The sequence below is a fragment of the Sinomicrobium kalidii genome (genome assembly GCF_021183825.1).
Classification (GTDB): Bacteria; Bacteroidota; Bacteroidia; order Flavobacteriales; family Flavobacteriaceae; genus Sinomicrobium; species Sinomicrobium kalidii.
Genome location: NZ_CP089211.1, coordinates 4,866,305 through 4,884,969, shown reverse-complemented (window position 1 = coordinate 4,884,969; position 18,665 = coordinate 4,866,305). Strand labels below are relative to the sequence as shown.

The window sequence follows — 18,665 nt, the reverse complement described above, 5'->3', positions numbered from 1 at the left end:
CTCCTATCTCTCGTTCCCATAACCTCCGTTTTGATTTTATGGTTCAGATGTCTCATATCTTAATCTTTCAGGTTATTTATAATTCCGGCATCCACCCAGTAAATGTCCTGGTTACCGGTATAGAAAAAATACTTGCCATCTTTGGTTACAAACTGACAAAGTTCATGATCTTTTGTATTGATTTGCGGGCCCATGTTTTTGGCTTCTGACCAATTGCCGCCATCTTCCCTAAAGCTGATGTACAAATTACCTTTACCATAACCATCTCTTCTAATGCTGCAAAAAATGATATAGGATTCATCCGGGGCAACAAATACATCGGTTTCGTAAGCTTCCGTATTTATTGAATTGCTTAGCACATTAGGTTTTTGAAAAATGCCTTTGCCATATCCGGAAACATAAATGTCATAGTTGTGTTCCCTTTTTTCGGAAGCCATTGTGTTGGAAGAGAAATACATATCCCCGTTTGTTGTGAACGACATATAATATTCGTTCTTTCCGGAGTTGATTTGAGGCCCCGCATTTATCATTTTTGTATTCCATGTGTTTCCATTCCTTTCTATATACCATATATCGTAATCGTCTTTTGTACCAAGTCCGTCAACAGCCCTGTTGGATATAAAGTACAATCTTTGTTCATCAGGTGAAAGGAAAGGGTCGTTACAACTGTATTTTTCATTAGACAACAGTGTTTGCGGCGGGCCCCAGGTTTCCTTTTCCAGTGTAGTGAAACGAATTTCCGATCTGCCGTTTATGTCTGCCCCATAGTAAAATTGATTAGCTTCCTTATTGAAAACCGACCCGAATTCCGATTCCCCTTTTTTTGAAATAAGGCCCGGTGCAAACACCTCCGGTTTCAACGAATGAGGGGCCTGCCCTAAATATTTTTTGTTATCTGAAGACGTAGAGCAGGCATATAAGATGATCCACAGGACAATAACCACTGCCATTACTTTGCTGTATTTTTTTATTGTTTCCAGTCTTAATATGCTGTTTAAGATCCTCCTTTTTTTTATTTAAAATACATATAATAAGTCAGTATAATAGCCGACATGTTATAAATGCCGTGAGCTACTATCGAAGCAGTTAATCTTTTAGTGAAAAGAAATAACAGAGTGTACATTATTGTCGGGACCAGGATGTCAAACCAATCCAACATGCTTACGGGCAGATGACCCAGTGCAAAAAGTATAATGGAAAGAATTGCCGAAATCCATAGCCCGGTTTCGGGATTTTTGAAAACATCTTTAAGAACATTGATAAAATATCCCCTGTTAAAAAGTTCTTCCGTAATACCGCCGCCAATAACTCCCAAAGCAACAAATGAAAGCGTCCCCAACAAACTTCCGTCATACATTGCCGACATATCATAGATATCCGGACGGTTGATCCCGCCGGTGTTGGGGATAATGAAAACGAACTGAAGGATAGTCCATAACACCCCGAAACCAGCTCCTGATAAAATATCTTTTCCGAGGTTTTCAAACCTGAGTCCTATGTACTTGAAATCCTTTTTCAGGATTTTGAGGGACAGGTAGAGGAGGGCCGTCACGGATAAAAGCTGAAAAAGGGCCATATATAATAAATTGATACCAATCTTGCCCCCGTTAATTTTGGTGATCCCAAAAAATATATCGGGAATTATAAAAAGTATATAACCTAAAATGATGGTTACAATAAAAACAGTTAAGGTTTTTGTTTTACTGGTATTTTGTGTAGTATTTCTTGTCATGTCCGTACCATTTAGTAAATAAATATTTTAAGTGTTATACGGCGCTTTAATAAGCTATTCTTTTCCAAACCTGCCTTGTGTTTTTTTTAAAATCGCTTTTGGGTCATAACCAATACCATTCTTAAAGACAGTTTCGACGCTTTCAATCACAGAAACATCTTTTTTTAAATTCCCGTTGAGAATTACGAAATCCGCTCTTTTACCGGCCCTGATGGTACCAATATCGTTGCGGTTTAATGCTTTAGCACCATTATACGTCATTATTTTAATGGCTTCCTCGGTTGAAAAACCGGCCTCTATAAACAGCTCGTAATTCCGTTGATCGCCGAAGCCCGGGAGTACATGTCTGCCGGCATCTACACCGCTGCATAACAAACCTCCCATTTTGTAATACTGGTATTCAAACTGCATAATTCTTTTAAGTCGCTTATTCCGGGTTGAATCGGCAATATTCTTGTCAAATTGCTTTCTCCGTTCTTTATACTGACTCCGTAAATAGGGAGACATTGCTTTCAGGGCTCGGGAATCTGCATAAGCCCGATTGGGTACACTGGCCTCATAAATGGAAAGGGTAGAGGTAAGTAATACTTCATTGTCGATCATTAACTGCTGAAGCTTCCGCACTTTCGGGCTGTCTGTAATGAGTTCATCCATATATTCCCGGCCGCCGTTACATATACCATATTCCTTACCGGTCCTGAAATCACTGGTGCTGTTCAGTCCGTGCTCTATACCGTTAATTCCGAGTTTAGTGGCCTCCTCAAAGGTTATGGAGCATAAATGGCCCCTTACCTTAGCCTTGTTTTTATGAGCTTCGTCCAGAATGATTTTCAGGTCCTCCGGCTTGGTATTCCGGTACACTTTAAACCATTTTATCCCTTGTTTAATGTAGTGTTGCATGGTATCCCTCAAATGCTTTTCATTTCTCGGGATAATCATATGAGGATTTCCGCCTTCCCCGGTTAGAAAGGGAGCACTTGGTATGATATCCGGGCCGATTTGTTTTCCCTGTTCAATGTTTTCGGACAACATCAGTTCCTGCCCGGGGGATGCGGCCCCACAGGTCTGGATAGTGGTCACCCCGGAAGCCAGATAGAGTTTGGAAGCCACATCACCAACGTATGGGAACCCCGGAATATGTAAATGATTGTGCATTCCCACAATTCCGGGGATCACGGTCTTTCCGTTCAAATCAATAACGGATGCTTTCTCCGGAATTTTAATTTCACCGGCATTCCCTATGGCTTTAAAAATCCCGTTCTCCATGATGATGACCTGGTTAGACTTTATAAACCCGCCCGAGCCGTCTGTTAAGGTGACATGGGTAAATGCCATCAGGTTTTCGTGGTATTTTACATAAGGCAGCAGGCTGTCCGACAACTTAAAGTCCTGATTTTGATTAAACTGTTCGTCAGAAAGGCTTTTTTTTGCTGAAGTATTTTTGCAGCTTGAAAAAAATACAATAAATACAATGATAAAATAACGGTGTAATGAATTGTATACAAGCATATATTTATGGATTGGATTTTTACTTTCTGGCATCGATGAGCTTATTCAAAAAACGTTCATAGGCTTCTTTATTTGTTCTTCTTCCATAGACAGCTTTTGTTTTTAATGCGACAACAATATCCATTGAAGGAAAGACAGTAATATATTGCCCCTGGTTGCCCGTAGCGGTATAAGCGCCTTTAAATTCCGGTGCTATGTCCGGGCTGTCCCATATTCTCCACATAAGTCCTTGTCCCCATTTCCACCAGGGCCAATCCTTAAGTCTCGGGTCAACTTTATACATTTCTTTATAACTTGTTGTGATGGTAGTTATTTTTTCTATCCATGATGCAGGTATGACCTGTTCATTTTTCCATTTTCCTTTTCGTAACATAAGATACCCGATCCTCGCCATATCCCTGGTGGATAGTTCAAAATGGTAGGCTTTGAATTTGGATTTACTTGTATCCCCTGATTTTCGTTGTTTCGATAAATCCCATTGTTGAAAGCCTGTTCTTTTTGCGATATCCTTTTCAAAAGCCTCGTAGATATCTTTTCTGGTTTCCTGTTCAAAAATGTATCCGGCCACATTAAAATCCCAATTATTGTATATAAAGTAGGTGCCTGGTTTTTTACTGCCACGTTCGGGGAATAACCATTCATTTCCTCCGGGGTTACTTGCGGGGTGGTATACTCCCGATTTCGACTGCAGGATATCTAAAATTGTAGCTTCTTTTTCAATTTCTAATAATCCACCGACATCATCAATATTCAATTCTTTAAGCGTTTTGTTCAGCTTAATAGTGCCATTCTCCACGTATTTCCCGTATAGCATGGACAACAAACTTTTTCTGACCGAGGCTATATAACTCAATTCGTGGGTGTCTCCATAGTCGTATATCATTTTACCGCTTTGTATAACGATAATCCCGGTAGCGTTTGTGCTATCTATAGCATAGCGGTAAAGTTGATTGATTTTATCCTGACTCCATCCAAATTCGGACACGTCGTCCATCATCTCCCATTCCTTTTCGGGATACGTAATGTGGTGCTCAACAGGAATATCTCTCACATACCTTACACTAAACCCGCAACCTTTATTCCCGTACTCACGTCCGATTTTCTTGTTATTCAATCCTATTAATCTTTCATAAGCCCTTTCATTGTCACGGGCATCTGCCACCCAAAAATTGGCGTGTTCATTCTGAAATCTGAAATCACCGTAATCAGTTCGCCATCCGGCAAACTTTATATCAAAGCCGGAACGGCCTTTGTCCTTCAATGCAACAGTACTGTTTTCATCTCCCCGCCAGCCATTTTTGACCGCCAGTTCTTTAGGCATTCCAACGGCGGTTTCCAGCAGCATCCAGTCGGCATCTGTCGGTAATCGCCATCCTTCGGGCGCTAATTCATTTGCTTTTTCCCAGGAGTACAGGGCCCCATACTTTTTGTATGATTCTGTTCTTTTTGCTTTTTTAACCGAATTTCCCTTATAACCGTAGACGGATATGTTTACAGTATCTACCTCCGGCAGATAAGCGAAATTTTGGGCAAACCATACCTGCGTTCCTATGTTTACGGTTTTATATACCCTACCATCGCGGGGGTCGGTAAATGTGTTTTCGGTGGATTTTGTGTCAGTTTGTAAATCCTGTGCATTAACGTGGTGCTGAAAACCAATTGTTAATACCGTTAAGAGGAGGAGGATTTTTTTCGATTTTGTAGTCATTTTGATTGATGTTTATTTAGTTCTCTTTACCATAAGGCACTTTTTATAGTAAAATATTACAATTTGTAATGATTTGACATTCAGCTGTTAACATTGTTTACTCACGATACGATAACAGCTGCTGTTTTTCAAGCGTTATCCCCGGGCTGAAAGCCCCATAAAAACCAAAAGCAGGTATAAAACCATTTTTGTTGCTTTCATAAAAATAAATTAAGTGTCTGTAAAAAATATTCTCCTTTTTTAAGGATGGCCAAAAATAATGGGTAGGCAAACCTCGTACAAATACATATCTGTCAGACCGTTAACATACCGTTATCAAACATGAAATTTTTATTTGGAAACTTTATTCAGGTATAGTTGTAAAATGCGTCAGGTACTGCCAGAGGATATGAAAAGCTTCATTAATGTGTGGAATTTAATTTAATTTACATCTAAAGTGTTTATTTTAGCAGTAAGCAATTATTAGAACTGCTATTAACTATCTTAGTATCACTCAATGCGTTATAAAACACAAGGACGAGAAACCGAAGCGCTGTTAAAGCTCATAGAAAGCAATAAAAAACCGGATAGTGTTGCTTTATCCGAACTGCTGAAGGAGCACAATATTAATACGTTAAAGTTAATAGCAGAACACACTATTGATGTAGTATGTTTACATCACCCTACAGATGGAAGATATTTATATGCCAGTCCTTCCACGGCGAAAATAATGGGGTATACAGCCGAAGACCTGGAGGGTAAAGTACCTAACGATTTCATTCACCCCGATCATTTCATAATCCTTCAAAAGAATATTTCAGCTTCAACAACAGGGCTTTCTGACAAACCGGAGAAACTCGAACTGCTTTTTAAAACAAAGCATAAAGGATATCAATGGTTTGAAGGGTATACCGTACCTCTGTATAATCAACAGGGTGAGGTTGTTTTGATTTTAAGCTGCACACGGAACATTCAGGAACGAAAAATTGCCGAAACAGAAAAGCAAAAAAGAGAGATTATCCAGCAAAATTTACTGCTGTCGTCAGCGTTGCTTGAAAAAAAGAAAGCGATTATTAAAAAGGTAGAGCATAAAATATTAGAACTTGAACCTGATATGAGAAAAGAACTGAGGGGGATTTTGACATACATTCAGGAGACCCTGAATTTAGATGAAGACTGGGAAGATTTCATGGTTCATTTTAAAAAGATCCACCCCGATTTTTATAAGAATATCTCCGGTAAATTCCCGGATTTGTCTAAAAAAGAGCTCAAACATCTTGCTTTTATAAAACTGGGTATGACATCTTCTGATATAGCCAAGGCAATGCTTGTCAAAAAAGAAAGCCTGAGAGTAGCCAGAAACCGATTGAAAAAAAAATTAGGTCTTGATTCGGGGCAGTACCTTTTTGATTTTGTTCAGGAATATTAACTTTTGCCATGGAGGTTAGCTAAATGTCGTATTTTCAAAATACGGGTTGCTCCCAATAATAATAGCAATGGGGTTTTGCTTATTTTAAATTGAAAATTAAATGTGTTGAATTGAATTCAGGGAGAAAGCCGTATTTACGAGGATAACACAAAAGACTATTCTGCACCCGTACCGGTTTATCCGTGACGACAAACCGATTTGGATTTGTTTGATTTCCCGTTAGGTTTGTGATCAGTGAGTACGAAATAGGTCTTTGAGCTATTGGTACTGCTTGTATAGCCACTCCGACATATGAAAAACCGCCTGTAAGTCACATTACGGGCGGTTTTTGATTTTATTCTTCTTGCCCTATATTCAATTTTCACGGATATTAGTTCCGTAAACGCACTTCTATTCCTTTGCTGTTTGCCTTTACCAACTTTTTAAAAGTATCGATATCACTAAAGCCGTTTTACCCGCGGTAGTGATATGGAGATACGACCCCGGGTTCAAGGGCCAACAGGTTGTATGGCCCGTATATCTTACCAGTGTGTAAAATGTCAGGTTACGGCAATTGTGCGACAGCCTTCATGACCTATAAAAGGAAGCATAGTATAAATATTCTGAATTTCATGTCGGGTTGGTTTTACGGTCAAGGATTCATACATCCCGGGGTTAAGGCCGGCATATACATTCTCCACGTCTCCAGTTTATTTTTCAGAGCTTTTACAAGCTCCGGATGTTCTTTGGCTATATTGTCAGTCTCAAACTTGTCCTGTTCCAGATCATACAACTCTACGTTGTTTTTATGGTAATCGACCAGTAGTTTCCACTTCCCGGAACGTATCGCCAGGTTGGGGCTTTTGTCTCTTCCCGAAGGAAAATTAAAAGCATATTCATTTCGGCCGTATTCCCAGAACATATCCTTGTGACGGGACGAGGGATCTCCCAGAAAAACAGACTGCCTGTTCTCTCCGTCCCCCCGGTAATCTGATGGGAGGCTGACATTCGCCATGGCGGCAAGGCTTGGTAACAGATCAGTGGAATTGATCACCGATGTACTGTCGGTCTTTCCGGAGGGCACATGACCGGGCCATTTGATGATAAACGGCATCCGGATACCTCCTTCATACAAGGAAAGCTTGGTGCCGCGTAATCCGGCGGACCTGCTCCCCCTGAAACTCGGCAACGGTCCGTTGTCGCTTGTAAATATCACAATGGTATTATCTTCAATCCCCAGTTCTTTTATCCCGTCCAGCAACCGGCCCATTTGCCTGTCGTATTCTTCCAGAACCAGTTTGAATGCCTTTTCTTCCCTGGGATTCATCGGGAATTTCCCCGTATATCTTTCCTGAACTTCCGGAACCCACGGCGTATGCATATCATCGGGCCAGAGGTTGACGTAACACGGTTTTCCCTTGTTCCGCTTTAAAAAATCGAGGGTTTTGTCTACAAAATACCTTGTTCGGTCCCAGCGTTTAATACTGTCCTCCGGCGACCATATCCAATCGGTAGCTGTTATTAACGGGTCCGGATCCGGGCTTTCGTAAGTACTTATATGCTCATCAAAGCCGTATTTTTCAAAGCCGGGAGCATGCTGAACATCCCGGCCCCCTCCCATGTGCCACTTTCCGAAATGCCCCGTTGCATATCCTGCCTTTTTAAAGATTCTTGCTATACTGGGAGCGTTTGTATTCAGATAATTGGCCTGTTCTGCCTCCAGATTACTTTTTTTATCGTGTAAAAATGTGGTAAAGTTCCAGTCTGCAGGATACGTACCCGTTAATACACTCACCCGGGAAGGAGAGCAAATGGGCGATGCACTGTAGTATTGCATGAACCTGGTGCCTTCTTTAGCCATGCTATCAATATGAGGGGTCTGCATATATTTGCTGTTAAAACAGCTTATATCGCCATACCCCATATCATCGGTGAGTATGAATATAATATTGGGGGGTTCAGCCTTCTCAGAATCCCCGGAACGTCCGGCCGACGTAAGTACAACGATACACAGCAAACAGAATGTCCTTAGGTAATGTTTTCTGAAAATATTCATGGACCTTATGTTTAATGTTTATGTTAATTTAAATTTTTATTTTTATTTTCAAGTGACTTATGACTTCAAGACATACGATATAAGACATGCTTTGGACAAATGCGCTCATCGTCTTACATCTTATGTCCAGCAACGCGCCGTATTGTAGAATTGTGTGAACTTCATCCCGTTTTTTGCCAGGCTGTCCAGGGCAGGTGTATTCACCTCCCCTCCATAGGCATCAATATCAGAATAGCCCATGTCATCCGACATTATTAAAATAATATTTGGTTTTTCATAAATAAAGGGCCGGTCATACACACCGCCATTATAGCATAAAGTTGCTTTCCTGGAACTATTCTTACGACCTATCCCTTTGTTTAGACTTTTCATTACGGTTCACCAAACTGAGCGCCACACATATACGAAGGCCACTTTTTCGTCGTCTAAAAATAAAGAAATACAAATGCAGCCTCCGGTATTTTTGTCCATATTAAGGGTAAAAATGTTGATTTTCCGCCAAATTTAAGCCTTAACCCTCTTAAACATTAGAAAAGTGTCTTCCGGAAGTACCAAATCCGATATCACCATATTAGCGTTGATTTGGGCATTTATAAAAGAACCGACCGGCAATCTCCTAAGGCAAGCAGCATACTTCCAAAAGTAAGCGCAAATCTGCCGGGAGACCGCCGCATTTCATTCGCGGTGGCGATTACTTACTTTCTTCAGCCGTGAATTCACAAGGATCTTACAGTTCCTTTGATATCATTACAATTTTAAATGATCATTTTTGTTCGGCAAACTGGGTGGGCGTTACATGAAACTCCTTTTTAAATGCGCGACTAAAATAATTCGGGTCGCTATACCCTACTTTATAGGCCACTTCCGAAATATTCTTCCCTTCCCGGATAAGCCGGGTAGCTTTTTTCATCCGGATACGTTTAATGTAGTCCAACGCACTCAGTCCGGTGATCTTTTTCATTTTTATATGCAGCAGGGAACGGCTGATCCCGGCTTCACTCGCAAGGCTTTCCACACCAAATCCGGGATTGGAATGATACTGTTCCACCAGGGAGGATATTTTTCTCAGGAACTCACGCTCCTGGTTATTCGCCGGAATATGCTCCGGGTCGGTAGCATTTATTTCTGAAAAGCGCTTTTCAAGATTTTTACCGGTTTCCAGGAGGTTCGTTACCAGCAAATCAAGCTCTTTGAGGTTAAAGGGTTTGGTCAGATAGACATTGGCCCCTGAAGCAAGTGCATCGATCTTGAGATTATCACTGTTCTTGGCGGTCAGTAGCAGCAACGGAATATGCCGGGTATCGGGATCGGATTTTACGCTTTTGCAGAATTGTATTCCCGAAAGTCCGGGCATCTTGACGTCGGAAATAATGATATCGGGGTGCGTGTGTTTTAATTTCTCCAGCGCCTTTTCGCCATCTTTGGCTGTTATTACCCGGAACCTGCTTGTAAAATGCCTTTGAAGAAATTTCATCAATTCAACATTGTCTTCGACAATCAGCATTTTAAGGTTGTTCTTTTTTTCTATCCCGCTCAGCTCCATGGTCTCAAACCTGCCATGTATGAGATCATCGGTAACATTTAATGATTTATTACCGTCAATTTTTTCCGTATTTGCTTCGTCTTTCACCTTGAGTATAAGCGGGAAGTCTACACACACCGTGGTCCCCTCCCCCGGTTCCGATCTTATATCCAGCTTTCCTTCCAGAAAATCGGTGAGACTTTTCACCAACGCCAGCCCAAGTCCGGAATTGGAATTCCCGCCCTCGTTTTCCAGTTTATAAAAAGGTTCGGTCACCTTTGCTATTACCGCTGCGGACATTCCTGCTCCGGTATCGGTAAATTCGAGAGATATTCTGCTCCTCTTTTTCTTATCGAGAAAGCTACTTATCCGCAGTTCCAGATGTATCGTTCCGCCATCGGGCGTATTTTTCAGGGCATTGGAAATAAGATTTGTCGTAATCATCTCTACCTTGGAGGGATCAAAATAACAGGTGTATTCCTGAATATCGGAACAAAAATCATGTTCGATCCCTTTAGCTTCAAACAGCGGGCTGAAAGCTTCGAACGTATCCTTGAGAAACACTATGATGTCTCCTTTTTTAAGCTCGAGTTTCGCATGCTCGGTTTCTATTTTACGGAATTCGAGCAATTGATGTATCAGCTGATTGAGTTTGCCTGCATTTTTTTTGATCGACAACAATTCTTCCGGAGGCGCACTCATATTCACTTTTTCCCTGAAAAACTTTTCTGCTGAGGCAATGATCAGGGTTAACGGGGTCTTGAATTCGTGTGAAATAAAGGTGAAAAAATTGAGCTTGTGCCGGTTCAGCTCATTGATCTTTTCCTTTTCGAGCCTTTCCATCTGTAAAGCCAGTTTTTGGTTGTGGACGAACCTTACAAACCGCCAGTAGGCATAAACCATTAACAGGATGAGCAGCACATAAATGCAGTAAGCCATATCGGTTTTCCAGAATGGCGGGAGGACGGTCAGTGTTATTTTACGTTCATTGTACAGGGAAAGCGGCAGGGTCCGTACCCTGAAGGTATAATCGCCTGGAGAAAGATTGGTGTATACAGCCGTGGTCTTGGTGCCCACCTCATTCCAGCTGTCATCAAAACCGTCCAGTTTATAGGCATATTTTACAGCACCTTCGTTACTGTAACTAATGGCTCCGTATGCTATGGAAATAACATCCTGTTCGTGGTTCAGCGTTATCTTGTCCTGGTAATTGATATGCTTTTGCAAAACTCCTTTCCCGGTAACGGGGACTTCCTGGTTGAACAATTGAAAACCGGTAAATTCCAGGTCCGGTATTCCGGGAGATCCGTTAAATTCCTTAGGGTCTATGACGTTCAATCCATTAACCGATCCGAAGTAAAGCATTCCCCTGTTATCCCTGAAAGCCGATTTGAAATTAAACTGATTCGTGGTAAGGCCGTCTTCAATTCCCAGATGATCCAGATCGCCGGTTTCCGGGTTATAAATACTCAGCCCCTTATTGGTCGATATCCATATTTTCCCGAAATCGTCTTCCAGTATTCCGTACGTATTACTGTTGGGCAGCTTTTTATTTTGTTTGAAAAATTCAAGGTTTTTCCCGTTTTTCCTGTGCAGTATAACTCCCTGGTTCAGGGAGCCGAACCAGATATTTCCTTTTGAATCTTCATAGGCACTTACAATTTGCCCTTTTTTGCCGGAATTGGTACCCGAAGCGATTTCGGGGTGCGTCAGTTTTCCCGTTTCGGCATCGCGTTTATATACACCCGATCGACGGGTGCAGAACCAGAGATTGTTTTCGGAATCTTCCAGAATGTCATACACAAACTTATCGCCCAGGACTTCAGCTTTGTAAAGGCTGAATTTTTTTGAATCGTAATCGTATATATTCAGGCCGAATTGCGTTCCCACCCAAAGCCTTCCGTCGTGATCCTCGCGAATAGCGTAAACGCAATTATTGGAAAGTGAGTTTTTATCGTTTTTATCAAATTTAAAAACCGAGATTTCCCCGGTCTCTTTTTCATACCTGTTCAATCCGCCCAGAAAGGTTCCTATCCAGATATTCCCGCGGCTGTCCTCTTCCAGCGAATGCACATTATTGCTGCTTAATCCGTCTTCAGTATTTAAAAACCGGAAGCGCTCATCCTGCCTGTCAAGGATGCTGACCCCTCCGTCTTCGGTGCCCATCCAGACCGCTCCGTTCTCCATTTCAACAATCTGGCTTACCGCTTTTCCCCCGATGGAGTTTTTATAATCGCTCGGGAAGTATTTGACAATGCCCCCGGATTTGGGATTTGTATAGTTTACTCCCCCGAAATAGGTGCCGATCCACACAATCTGCTCTTTACTTATAAATATGCTGTATACCGATTTGTCCGAAAGTGTTTCGGGCTGTTCGCTGAACGACTGTGTGTAGTAATTTACCATGGTCCCGGTTTCTTTGTCATATACAAATATGCCACTCTCGGTACCCAGCCATAAATTGTTTCCGGCATCCTGATCAATGCTCCGGATGACCTCTCCCTCTATTTTATTTGAATTGCCGATGGTAACGTGCCGAAAAGAATCACTACCCTTGTCAAAATAAAACAGGCCCCGCGAGGTTCCTGCCCAAACGCTCCCCTCCCTGTCTTTAAAAAGGGTATTAATGGTAAAGATATTGCCATCTGAGGTATGGTACGGGCTCTCGGGAATTCCGTATTCCTTTATGATCTCCCCGAAGTTATTGATCAGCAGGATCCTTCTGTTGAGTGCCGCCCAGAACACATTGGTCTTGTATGCTGCCACAGCTTTGACAGGACGTCCTTTCAGATAATGATGTACCTTCTCTTCCCTGTCAATTGTAAAAAGTCCTTTGGCGGTTCCGACAAAAACAGTACGGTCTCCGGACTCAAAAACAGTATTTACCGCACCCGTGTTTTTAGTCAAAATATGCTTGAAGGAATGTGTCTCGGGTTCAAATTTATCCAGTCCCGAACCGGTACCGATATACAGCCCGCTCCCTAAATTTTCAACCACATTGATCTGATTGCTGTTGATACTCTTTTCATTTTCCGGATCGTGGTAATAGGTTGTGATCTTGCTTCCGTTATAACTGTTGAGCCCTTCCCTGGTCCCGAACCAGATGATCCCGGTATCATCCTGGGTAATATCGTATACCGTGCTATGACTTAAACCGTCCTTTGCAGTTACCTTTTCAAATTCCATCTCCTGCCCGACGGACCTGGCCGGAAATAACACCAACAGAAGAAGGATATGCTTTGAGACAGCAAACATCAGCCTTAAAAAATGAGAAAAAGTCTTCATAATACCTTCACTTGAACAAGATTTTCAAAAAACTAAACAATAATGCTATGAGTGTAAACAAATATATAGAGGGGACATTTAATATTCATTTAACATTACAAAACGAAATCATCAAAATATCACTTACAATGCTAAATTAAACACAAAATTATCGAAACAAAACTATAATATTTTCAATTATTATGAATAAAAAGAAAAATACTTCCGCAAAAAAACCGGGAACAGGGAGAAGACCGGGAAAAATAATGATCACTGTATTCTTTTTAGGTTTCCTGGGCATCCTCACCGGATTTTCACAGGAAACACCGGCCAGGCCGAACATCATTATTATCATGGCCGACGACCTTGGTTTTTCCGATCTGGGATGTTACGGCGGGGAAATACATACCCCGAACCTGGACCGGCTTGCCCATGAAGGAATTAGAATGAATACATTTTACAATACATCCCGGTGTTGCCCCTCAAGGGCAGCGATGCTCACCGGGCTTTACCCCCATGATGCAGGTATCGGCAGGATGACCAAAGACATGGGACTGCCCGGGTATCAGGGTACCCTGGACAAAAATACGGTCACCATTGCGGAAGTGCTTAAAAAAGCGGGATACCATACGGGGATGGTAGGCAAATGGCATGTCTCCGAAACTACGGAACAAACTACGCCCGAAAAACAACTGAAATGGTTATCGCACCAGGAAAATTACGGGACCTTTTCAGATACGGCAACCTACCCTACGGCAAGAGGCTTTGAAAAATATTACGGGAACATCTGGGGTGTTGTAGATTATTACGACCCCTTTAGCCTGGTCAATGGGAAAGCGCAGGTAAAGAGTGTCCCGGAAGACTACTATCATACCACGGCCATCGGCGATACTGCCGTAGCCTATGTCGAAGAATTTTCGAAAGACCGACAGCCTTTTTTCCTTTATGTGGCCCACACCGCTCCGCACTGGCCTTTACAGGCTCCCGAAGACGTCATAAAAAAGTATGAAAAAACATACGAGAAAGGCTGGAGACACATCCGGCAGGACCGGTATAAAAAACTGATCGACAAGGGCATCATCCGTTCAAGTACCCGGCTTCCCGATTTCATGTTCCCCAAAAAGGACTGGAAACGGAATAATGACACTGTCTGGGACATCCGTGCCATGGCCACACACGCCGCCATGATCGATATTCTGGACCAGACCGTAGGAAAGCTGGTCGATAAACTTGCGGAAACGGGAGAACTGGATAATACCGTCATTTTCTTCCTTTCCGACAACGGAGCAAGTGCCGAAAGACCTTCGAAATACGGCCCCGGATTCGACAGGCCCGGGAGTACCCGCGACGGCAGGACCATAGCATTCCCCGTAAGGAAAGAGGTCCTTCCCGGCCCCCAAACCGTTACCTCGGGGATCGGACCGGTCTGGGCACACGTTTCCAATACGCCTTTCAGGTACTGGAAATCCCGGGTGTACGAAGGGGGTATCACCACGCCGTTCATAGCGCACTGGCCTTCGCAGTTTAAAAAGAGGACAGGAAAAATCATAGACCATGCCGCCCATATTACCGATCTTATGGCCACGTGCGTTGACCTTGCACAAACTTCTTATCCGCAAAAATTTGACGGCAAAACCATAAAACCCACCGTGGGCCACAGTATGCTCCCGATACTGCTGGGCAACCGCAAGGCCGACTCACAGGACGAATATTTCTGGGAACACTTTGGATCGGCCGCCCTGAGAAAAGGCCAGTGGAAAGCGGTCAAACTAAATGAAGAAGCGTCCTGGGAGCTCTATAACCTGGAGACAGACAGAACAGAAACCAATAATGTGGCCGAAAAGTTTCCGCGTAAGCTCGGGGAGCTGACCGACAGATGGAATGTCCTTGCCCGAAAATATAATGTTTATCCAACTCCGAATAATTAAAAGATCGATGAAAAAAATTGTATTAGCACTGCTTTTCCTTCCCTTCCTGTGTATGGCACAGAAAGAAGAAGATGTACTCAAATTCTCACTTCAAACTCCATGGACCGGGGATGTCAACCCGGAAAACGTCTGGGACGAATATCCCCGACCCCAGATGAAAAGGGACAACTGGAAAAACCTCAACGGATTGTGGAAATACGCCATCCTACCTGTTTCCGAAGAATTTCCGACACGGTTTCAGGGTGAAATACTGGTGCCCTTTGCCGTTGAGTCGGAGTTGAGCCGGGTCAAAAAACTGGTTGGTAAGGATAACAATCTCTGGTATCAGACCAACTTTACGGTTCCCGAACATTCGAAAAACGAGAAGATACATTTAAATTTCGGTGCCGTTGACTGGGAGGCGACAGTATTCATTAACGGAAAGAAAGCGGGTGAACACCGCGGTGGCTTCACCCCGTTCAGCCTGGATATCACCCGCTATCTGAAAGAAGGCAGGCAGACCCTCACCGTAAAAGTATGGGACCCTACGGATGCAGGTACGCAACCCAGGGGGAAACAGGTGGCCGATCCTAAGGGAATATGGTATACGCCCGTTACCGGAATATGGCAGACCGTATGGCTCGAAAAAACGGCAGCAGATCATATCAGGACCGTCAAAAACACCCCTTTTATAGATGATGCCCTGCTTAAATCGGAGCTCACTTTCAGCGACCTTTCGCATGAAGTCATCCTGAAAATCAAGGCTTTAAGCGACGGAAAAGAAATAGCCTCAGCAAGCCGCGAACTAAAACGGGGGCAGCAACAGGCTGCTTTTCAATTAAAGATCCCGGACCAAATCCTTTGGAGCCCGGAAAACCCTCACTTGTATAACCTTGAAATACAGCTCCTTAAAAACGGGGAGATCATCGACGAGGTCTCCAGCTATTTCGGAATGAGAAAGATCAGCCTGGGGAAGGACAAAAACGGTTATACCCGCATCCTGTTGAACAATAAGCCCCTTTTCCAGTTCGGTTTGCTGGATCAGGGCTGGTGGCCCGACGGATTGTACACGGCCCCTTCCGTGGAAGCCATGATGTACGATGTTGAAATGACCGAAAAATGGGGCTTTAACATGCTTCGCAAACACGTAAAAGTAGAACCCGCGGTGTATTACTACGAATGCGACAAGATGGGAATGCTGATCTGGCAGGACATGCCCAACGGCAACTATTTTAAAGACCTCCGCATCCAGGCCTGGGAAGAAAAAGATGCCCAAAGGACCGGAGGATCCGCCCGGCAGTTCGAAAAGGAGCTGAAAGAAATGATGGACTACTTTCACACTTTCCCCTCCATCGTAGTCTGGGTACCGTTCAATGAAGGCTGGGGACAATACGACACCGAAAGAGTGACCAAATGGGTAGAAAACTACGATCCCAGCCGTTTAACAGATTCTCCGAGCGGATGGACAGACCGCGGAGTCGGCGATATCATAGATGTGCATTTGTACCCTGGTCCCGGAATGGAATTTCCCGAAGAAAAGAGGGCGGCCGTCATTGGAGAATTCGGGGGTATAGGCTGGGCCGTCAACGATCATATCTGGTGGAACAAGAAAAACTGGGGATACCTTACACTCAAGGGCCAGAAAGAATATAAAGAACGGTTCACAGCATTGATGCGGGACCTTACGGGACTAAAAAGTTTCGGGCTTTCGGCAGCCATCTACACCCAGACCACAGATGTCGAAGGTGAAGTAAACGGACTGATGACCTATGATAGAAAAGTTCTCAAACTCCCCCCCGAAGAAACCCGGCCCCTGATAGCTCCCCTTTACAAAAAACCGGGCAGGTTCAGGACCATCATCCCGGATTCCGAACATACACCGAACGCCTGGAAGGCAGCTTATGATGTCAATCCGGACTGGACCGGCGATCTCAAACAAACCAAAGGATGGCAGGAGCAGAAGGCGCCTTTCAGTTCGTACAACAACTACTTTTTACCGGACGGAACGGCATGGAAGACCCGGAAAGACCTGTGCCTTTTCAAGACATTTGATCTCGACCGCGTTCCCGAAGAGATCATACTTCGATATTATTTGGACAAGGCCAGCATGAAGGTCTATCTGAACGGGCAACCCGTCACCTCGGAAAAACACGAGGGAGGACGAAAAAGACACTACCGGAACCAGCTTATTGCCAACGCACGGAAATATCTGAAAAGAGGAAAAAACACCATGGCCATACGTGTTCAGCCCCAAAACGAGAACCACGCATTTGACCTGGGCCTGTATAGGGCAGAAATAAAGGATGAAAAGGAATTTTAAATTTCACCAGCAAAACTTTAATTATGATAAAAAGAATATACACCACAGGGCTACTGGGCATTTTTACGCTCATTGCGTTTTCGTGCTCCGGTTCCGACAACGATTCTTCCGACCCGGCAGATAATACCGGAAAACCGGATAATAATTCAACAGATACCACGGTTCTCGACGATTCCCGGAACCTTGGGGTGAATTTTAACGAGCAACTGGATTATATTGACAATGACCAGCTCATAGCCCTCCGAACTGAATGGGTTCGCGGCTTCCTGAATTTTTTCAGGTATTACGAAAATCCTTCCTTGATTGATACCGATCCGAAGATCACCAAATATCTCGGGCTTCATACCTACGGGTTCAGTACCGTCCTGAATATCAAATGGCTTTTCAGGGATCGCGATTATCCCGCCGCCGGCTCTCAGGAAATGGACGACCAGATGGATATTCTCAGAACCATCCTGGATAAGGTATGGGATAAGACCAACATCATTGTAGTTGGTAATGAGCCTTTTATAGAAACCGATATTGAAGACCTGAATACATCGATGTATAATTATTACGTCGAAGCTGCCAACGTAGTAAAGGCCTATGCGGACGAACACGGCAGCAGACCGATATTCTTCGGGTCATTTGATAATATGTACCAGGCCAGGCGTCAGAACCTTCAGGTGCTTAACGACCTCCTCTCCTTTTCCGCTTCTACCCCATGGATAGCGGGCGTAGACCTGCATATTCACCACGCCGATACCAGGCAAATGACAGATGCTCTGGATTTTGTAAGTGTCCGGATACGGGATGATCAGAAAATCCTGGTCACCGAATTTTCACTGATGAAACACTTCAGGAACAACCTGGATGGCACCATCCCCTCCCGGTTTGCGGCGGATTACGGTTTTTCCGAAACACTGCAGAACTATGAATATATAGATTATGCCCTGAAAAACCAGGTCACAAAAGGCCAATGGACAGATTTTTTAAGACAGAGTCCCTGGTTCGAAAACCGGAAACACTATTTGAGCAACAGCTTTTACAACGTGTTCTCGTCATATGACAAATTTTTCCTGGCCAATTATGCCTTCAGACAAGCTTATCCTCCGAACAAAGATTTTACAGTCAATAATGATCCGTGGCAATTAAACGGCCTTTATGCCAACCGGACCGTAGAAACCGATCCTCAAACCGGCAGGTATCAGTTCAATTATGCCTGGCCGGAGAGCTTTATCGCTATTCAAAACGATACAAACCCATAAACCAAAAGTCAAT

The 18,665-nt window shown here is 43.5% G+C and carries 11 protein-coding genes; 4 read left to right on the top strand and 7 right to left on the bottom strand.

What is annotated here, in order from left to right; translation table 11 throughout:
* Positions 1 to 59: 59 nt before the first annotated feature.
* The 4 genes from LS482_RS19665 to LS482_RS19650 form a co-directional block, all read right to left on the bottom strand.
* Positions 60 to 950 carry a TolB family protein gene (locus tag LS482_RS19665; protein WP_233029238.1) on the bottom strand — a complete coding sequence of 297 codons (891 nt, stop codon included), beginning with the start codon at positions 948 to 950 and terminating at the stop codon, positions 60 to 62.
* Between the two features lie 62 nt (positions 951 to 1,012).
* Positions 1,013 to 1,732 (bottom strand): CPBP family intramembrane glutamic endopeptidase, encoded by a 720-nt coding sequence (locus LS482_RS19660; protein WP_233029237.1) that lies wholly within the window; start codon positions 1,730 to 1,732, stop codon positions 1,013 to 1,015.
* A 54-nt stretch (positions 1,733 to 1,786) separates the two neighbouring features.
* Positions 1,787 to 3,112, bottom strand: a complete 1,326-nt coding sequence (locus LS482_RS19655) for an amidohydrolase family protein (protein ID WP_233029236.1) — start codon at positions 3,110 to 3,112, stop codon at positions 1,787 to 1,789.
* Between the two features lie 148 nt (positions 3,113 to 3,260).
* Positions 3,261 to 4,949 (bottom strand): FISUMP domain-containing protein, encoded by a 1,689-nt coding sequence (locus tag LS482_RS19650; RefSeq protein WP_233029235.1) that lies wholly within the window; start codon positions 4,947 to 4,949, stop codon positions 3,261 to 3,263.
* Positions 4,950 to 5,445: 496 nt separating this feature from the next.
* On the opposite strand from LS482_RS19650, the gene LS482_RS19645 reads away from it, so the two are divergent.
* Complete coding sequence (locus LS482_RS19645; RefSeq protein WP_233029234.1) at positions 5,446 to 6,357, top strand: PAS domain S-box protein; 912 nt, start codon at positions 5,446 to 5,448, stop codon at positions 6,355 to 6,357.
* Between the two features lie 631 nt (positions 6,358 to 6,988).
* Here the strand turns inward: LS482_RS19645 and LS482_RS19640 are convergent.
* The 3 genes from LS482_RS19640 to LS482_RS19630 form a co-directional block, all read right to left on the bottom strand.
* On the bottom strand, positions 6,989 to 8,392 hold the full coding sequence (locus LS482_RS19640; protein WP_233029233.1) for a sulfatase-like hydrolase/transferase: 1,404 nt from the start codon (positions 8,390 to 8,392) through the stop codon (positions 6,989 to 6,991).
* A gap of 120 nt (positions 8,393 to 8,512) precedes the next feature.
* Entirely contained in the window at positions 8,513 to 8,764 is a 252-nt protein-coding gene (locus LS482_RS19635) for a sulfatase-like hydrolase/transferase (protein ID WP_233029232.1), read from the bottom strand.
* A 391-nt stretch (positions 8,765 to 9,155) separates the two neighbouring features.
* Positions 9,156 to 13,199 carry a hybrid sensor histidine kinase/response regulator transcription factor gene (locus tag LS482_RS19630; RefSeq protein WP_233029231.1) on the bottom strand — a complete coding sequence of 1,348 codons (4,044 nt, stop codon included), beginning with the start codon at positions 13,197 to 13,199 and terminating at the stop codon, positions 9,156 to 9,158.
* 182 nt (positions 13,200 to 13,381) lie between these two features.
* On the opposite strand from LS482_RS19630, the gene LS482_RS19625 reads away from it, so the two are divergent.
* The 3 genes from LS482_RS19625 to LS482_RS19615 are packed head-to-tail and all read left to right on the top strand — an operon-like array spanning position 13,382 to position 18,652.
* A complete protein-coding gene (locus LS482_RS19625; protein WP_233029229.1) occupies positions 13,382 to 15,106 on the top strand; it encodes an arylsulfatase in 1,725 nt (574 codons plus the stop codon).
* Between the two features lie 7 nt (positions 15,107 to 15,113).
* Positions 15,114 to 17,405 (top strand): glycoside hydrolase family 2 protein, encoded by a 2,292-nt coding sequence (locus LS482_RS19620; protein ID WP_233029228.1) that lies wholly within the window; start codon positions 15,114 to 15,116, stop codon positions 17,403 to 17,405.
* 23 nt (positions 17,406 to 17,428) lie between these two features.
* On the top strand, positions 17,429 to 18,652 hold the full coding sequence (locus LS482_RS19615) for a hypothetical protein (protein ID WP_233029227.1): 1,224 nt from the start codon (positions 17,429 to 17,431) through the stop codon (positions 18,650 to 18,652).
* The last annotated feature ends 13 nt before the right edge of the window (positions 18,653 to 18,665 follow it).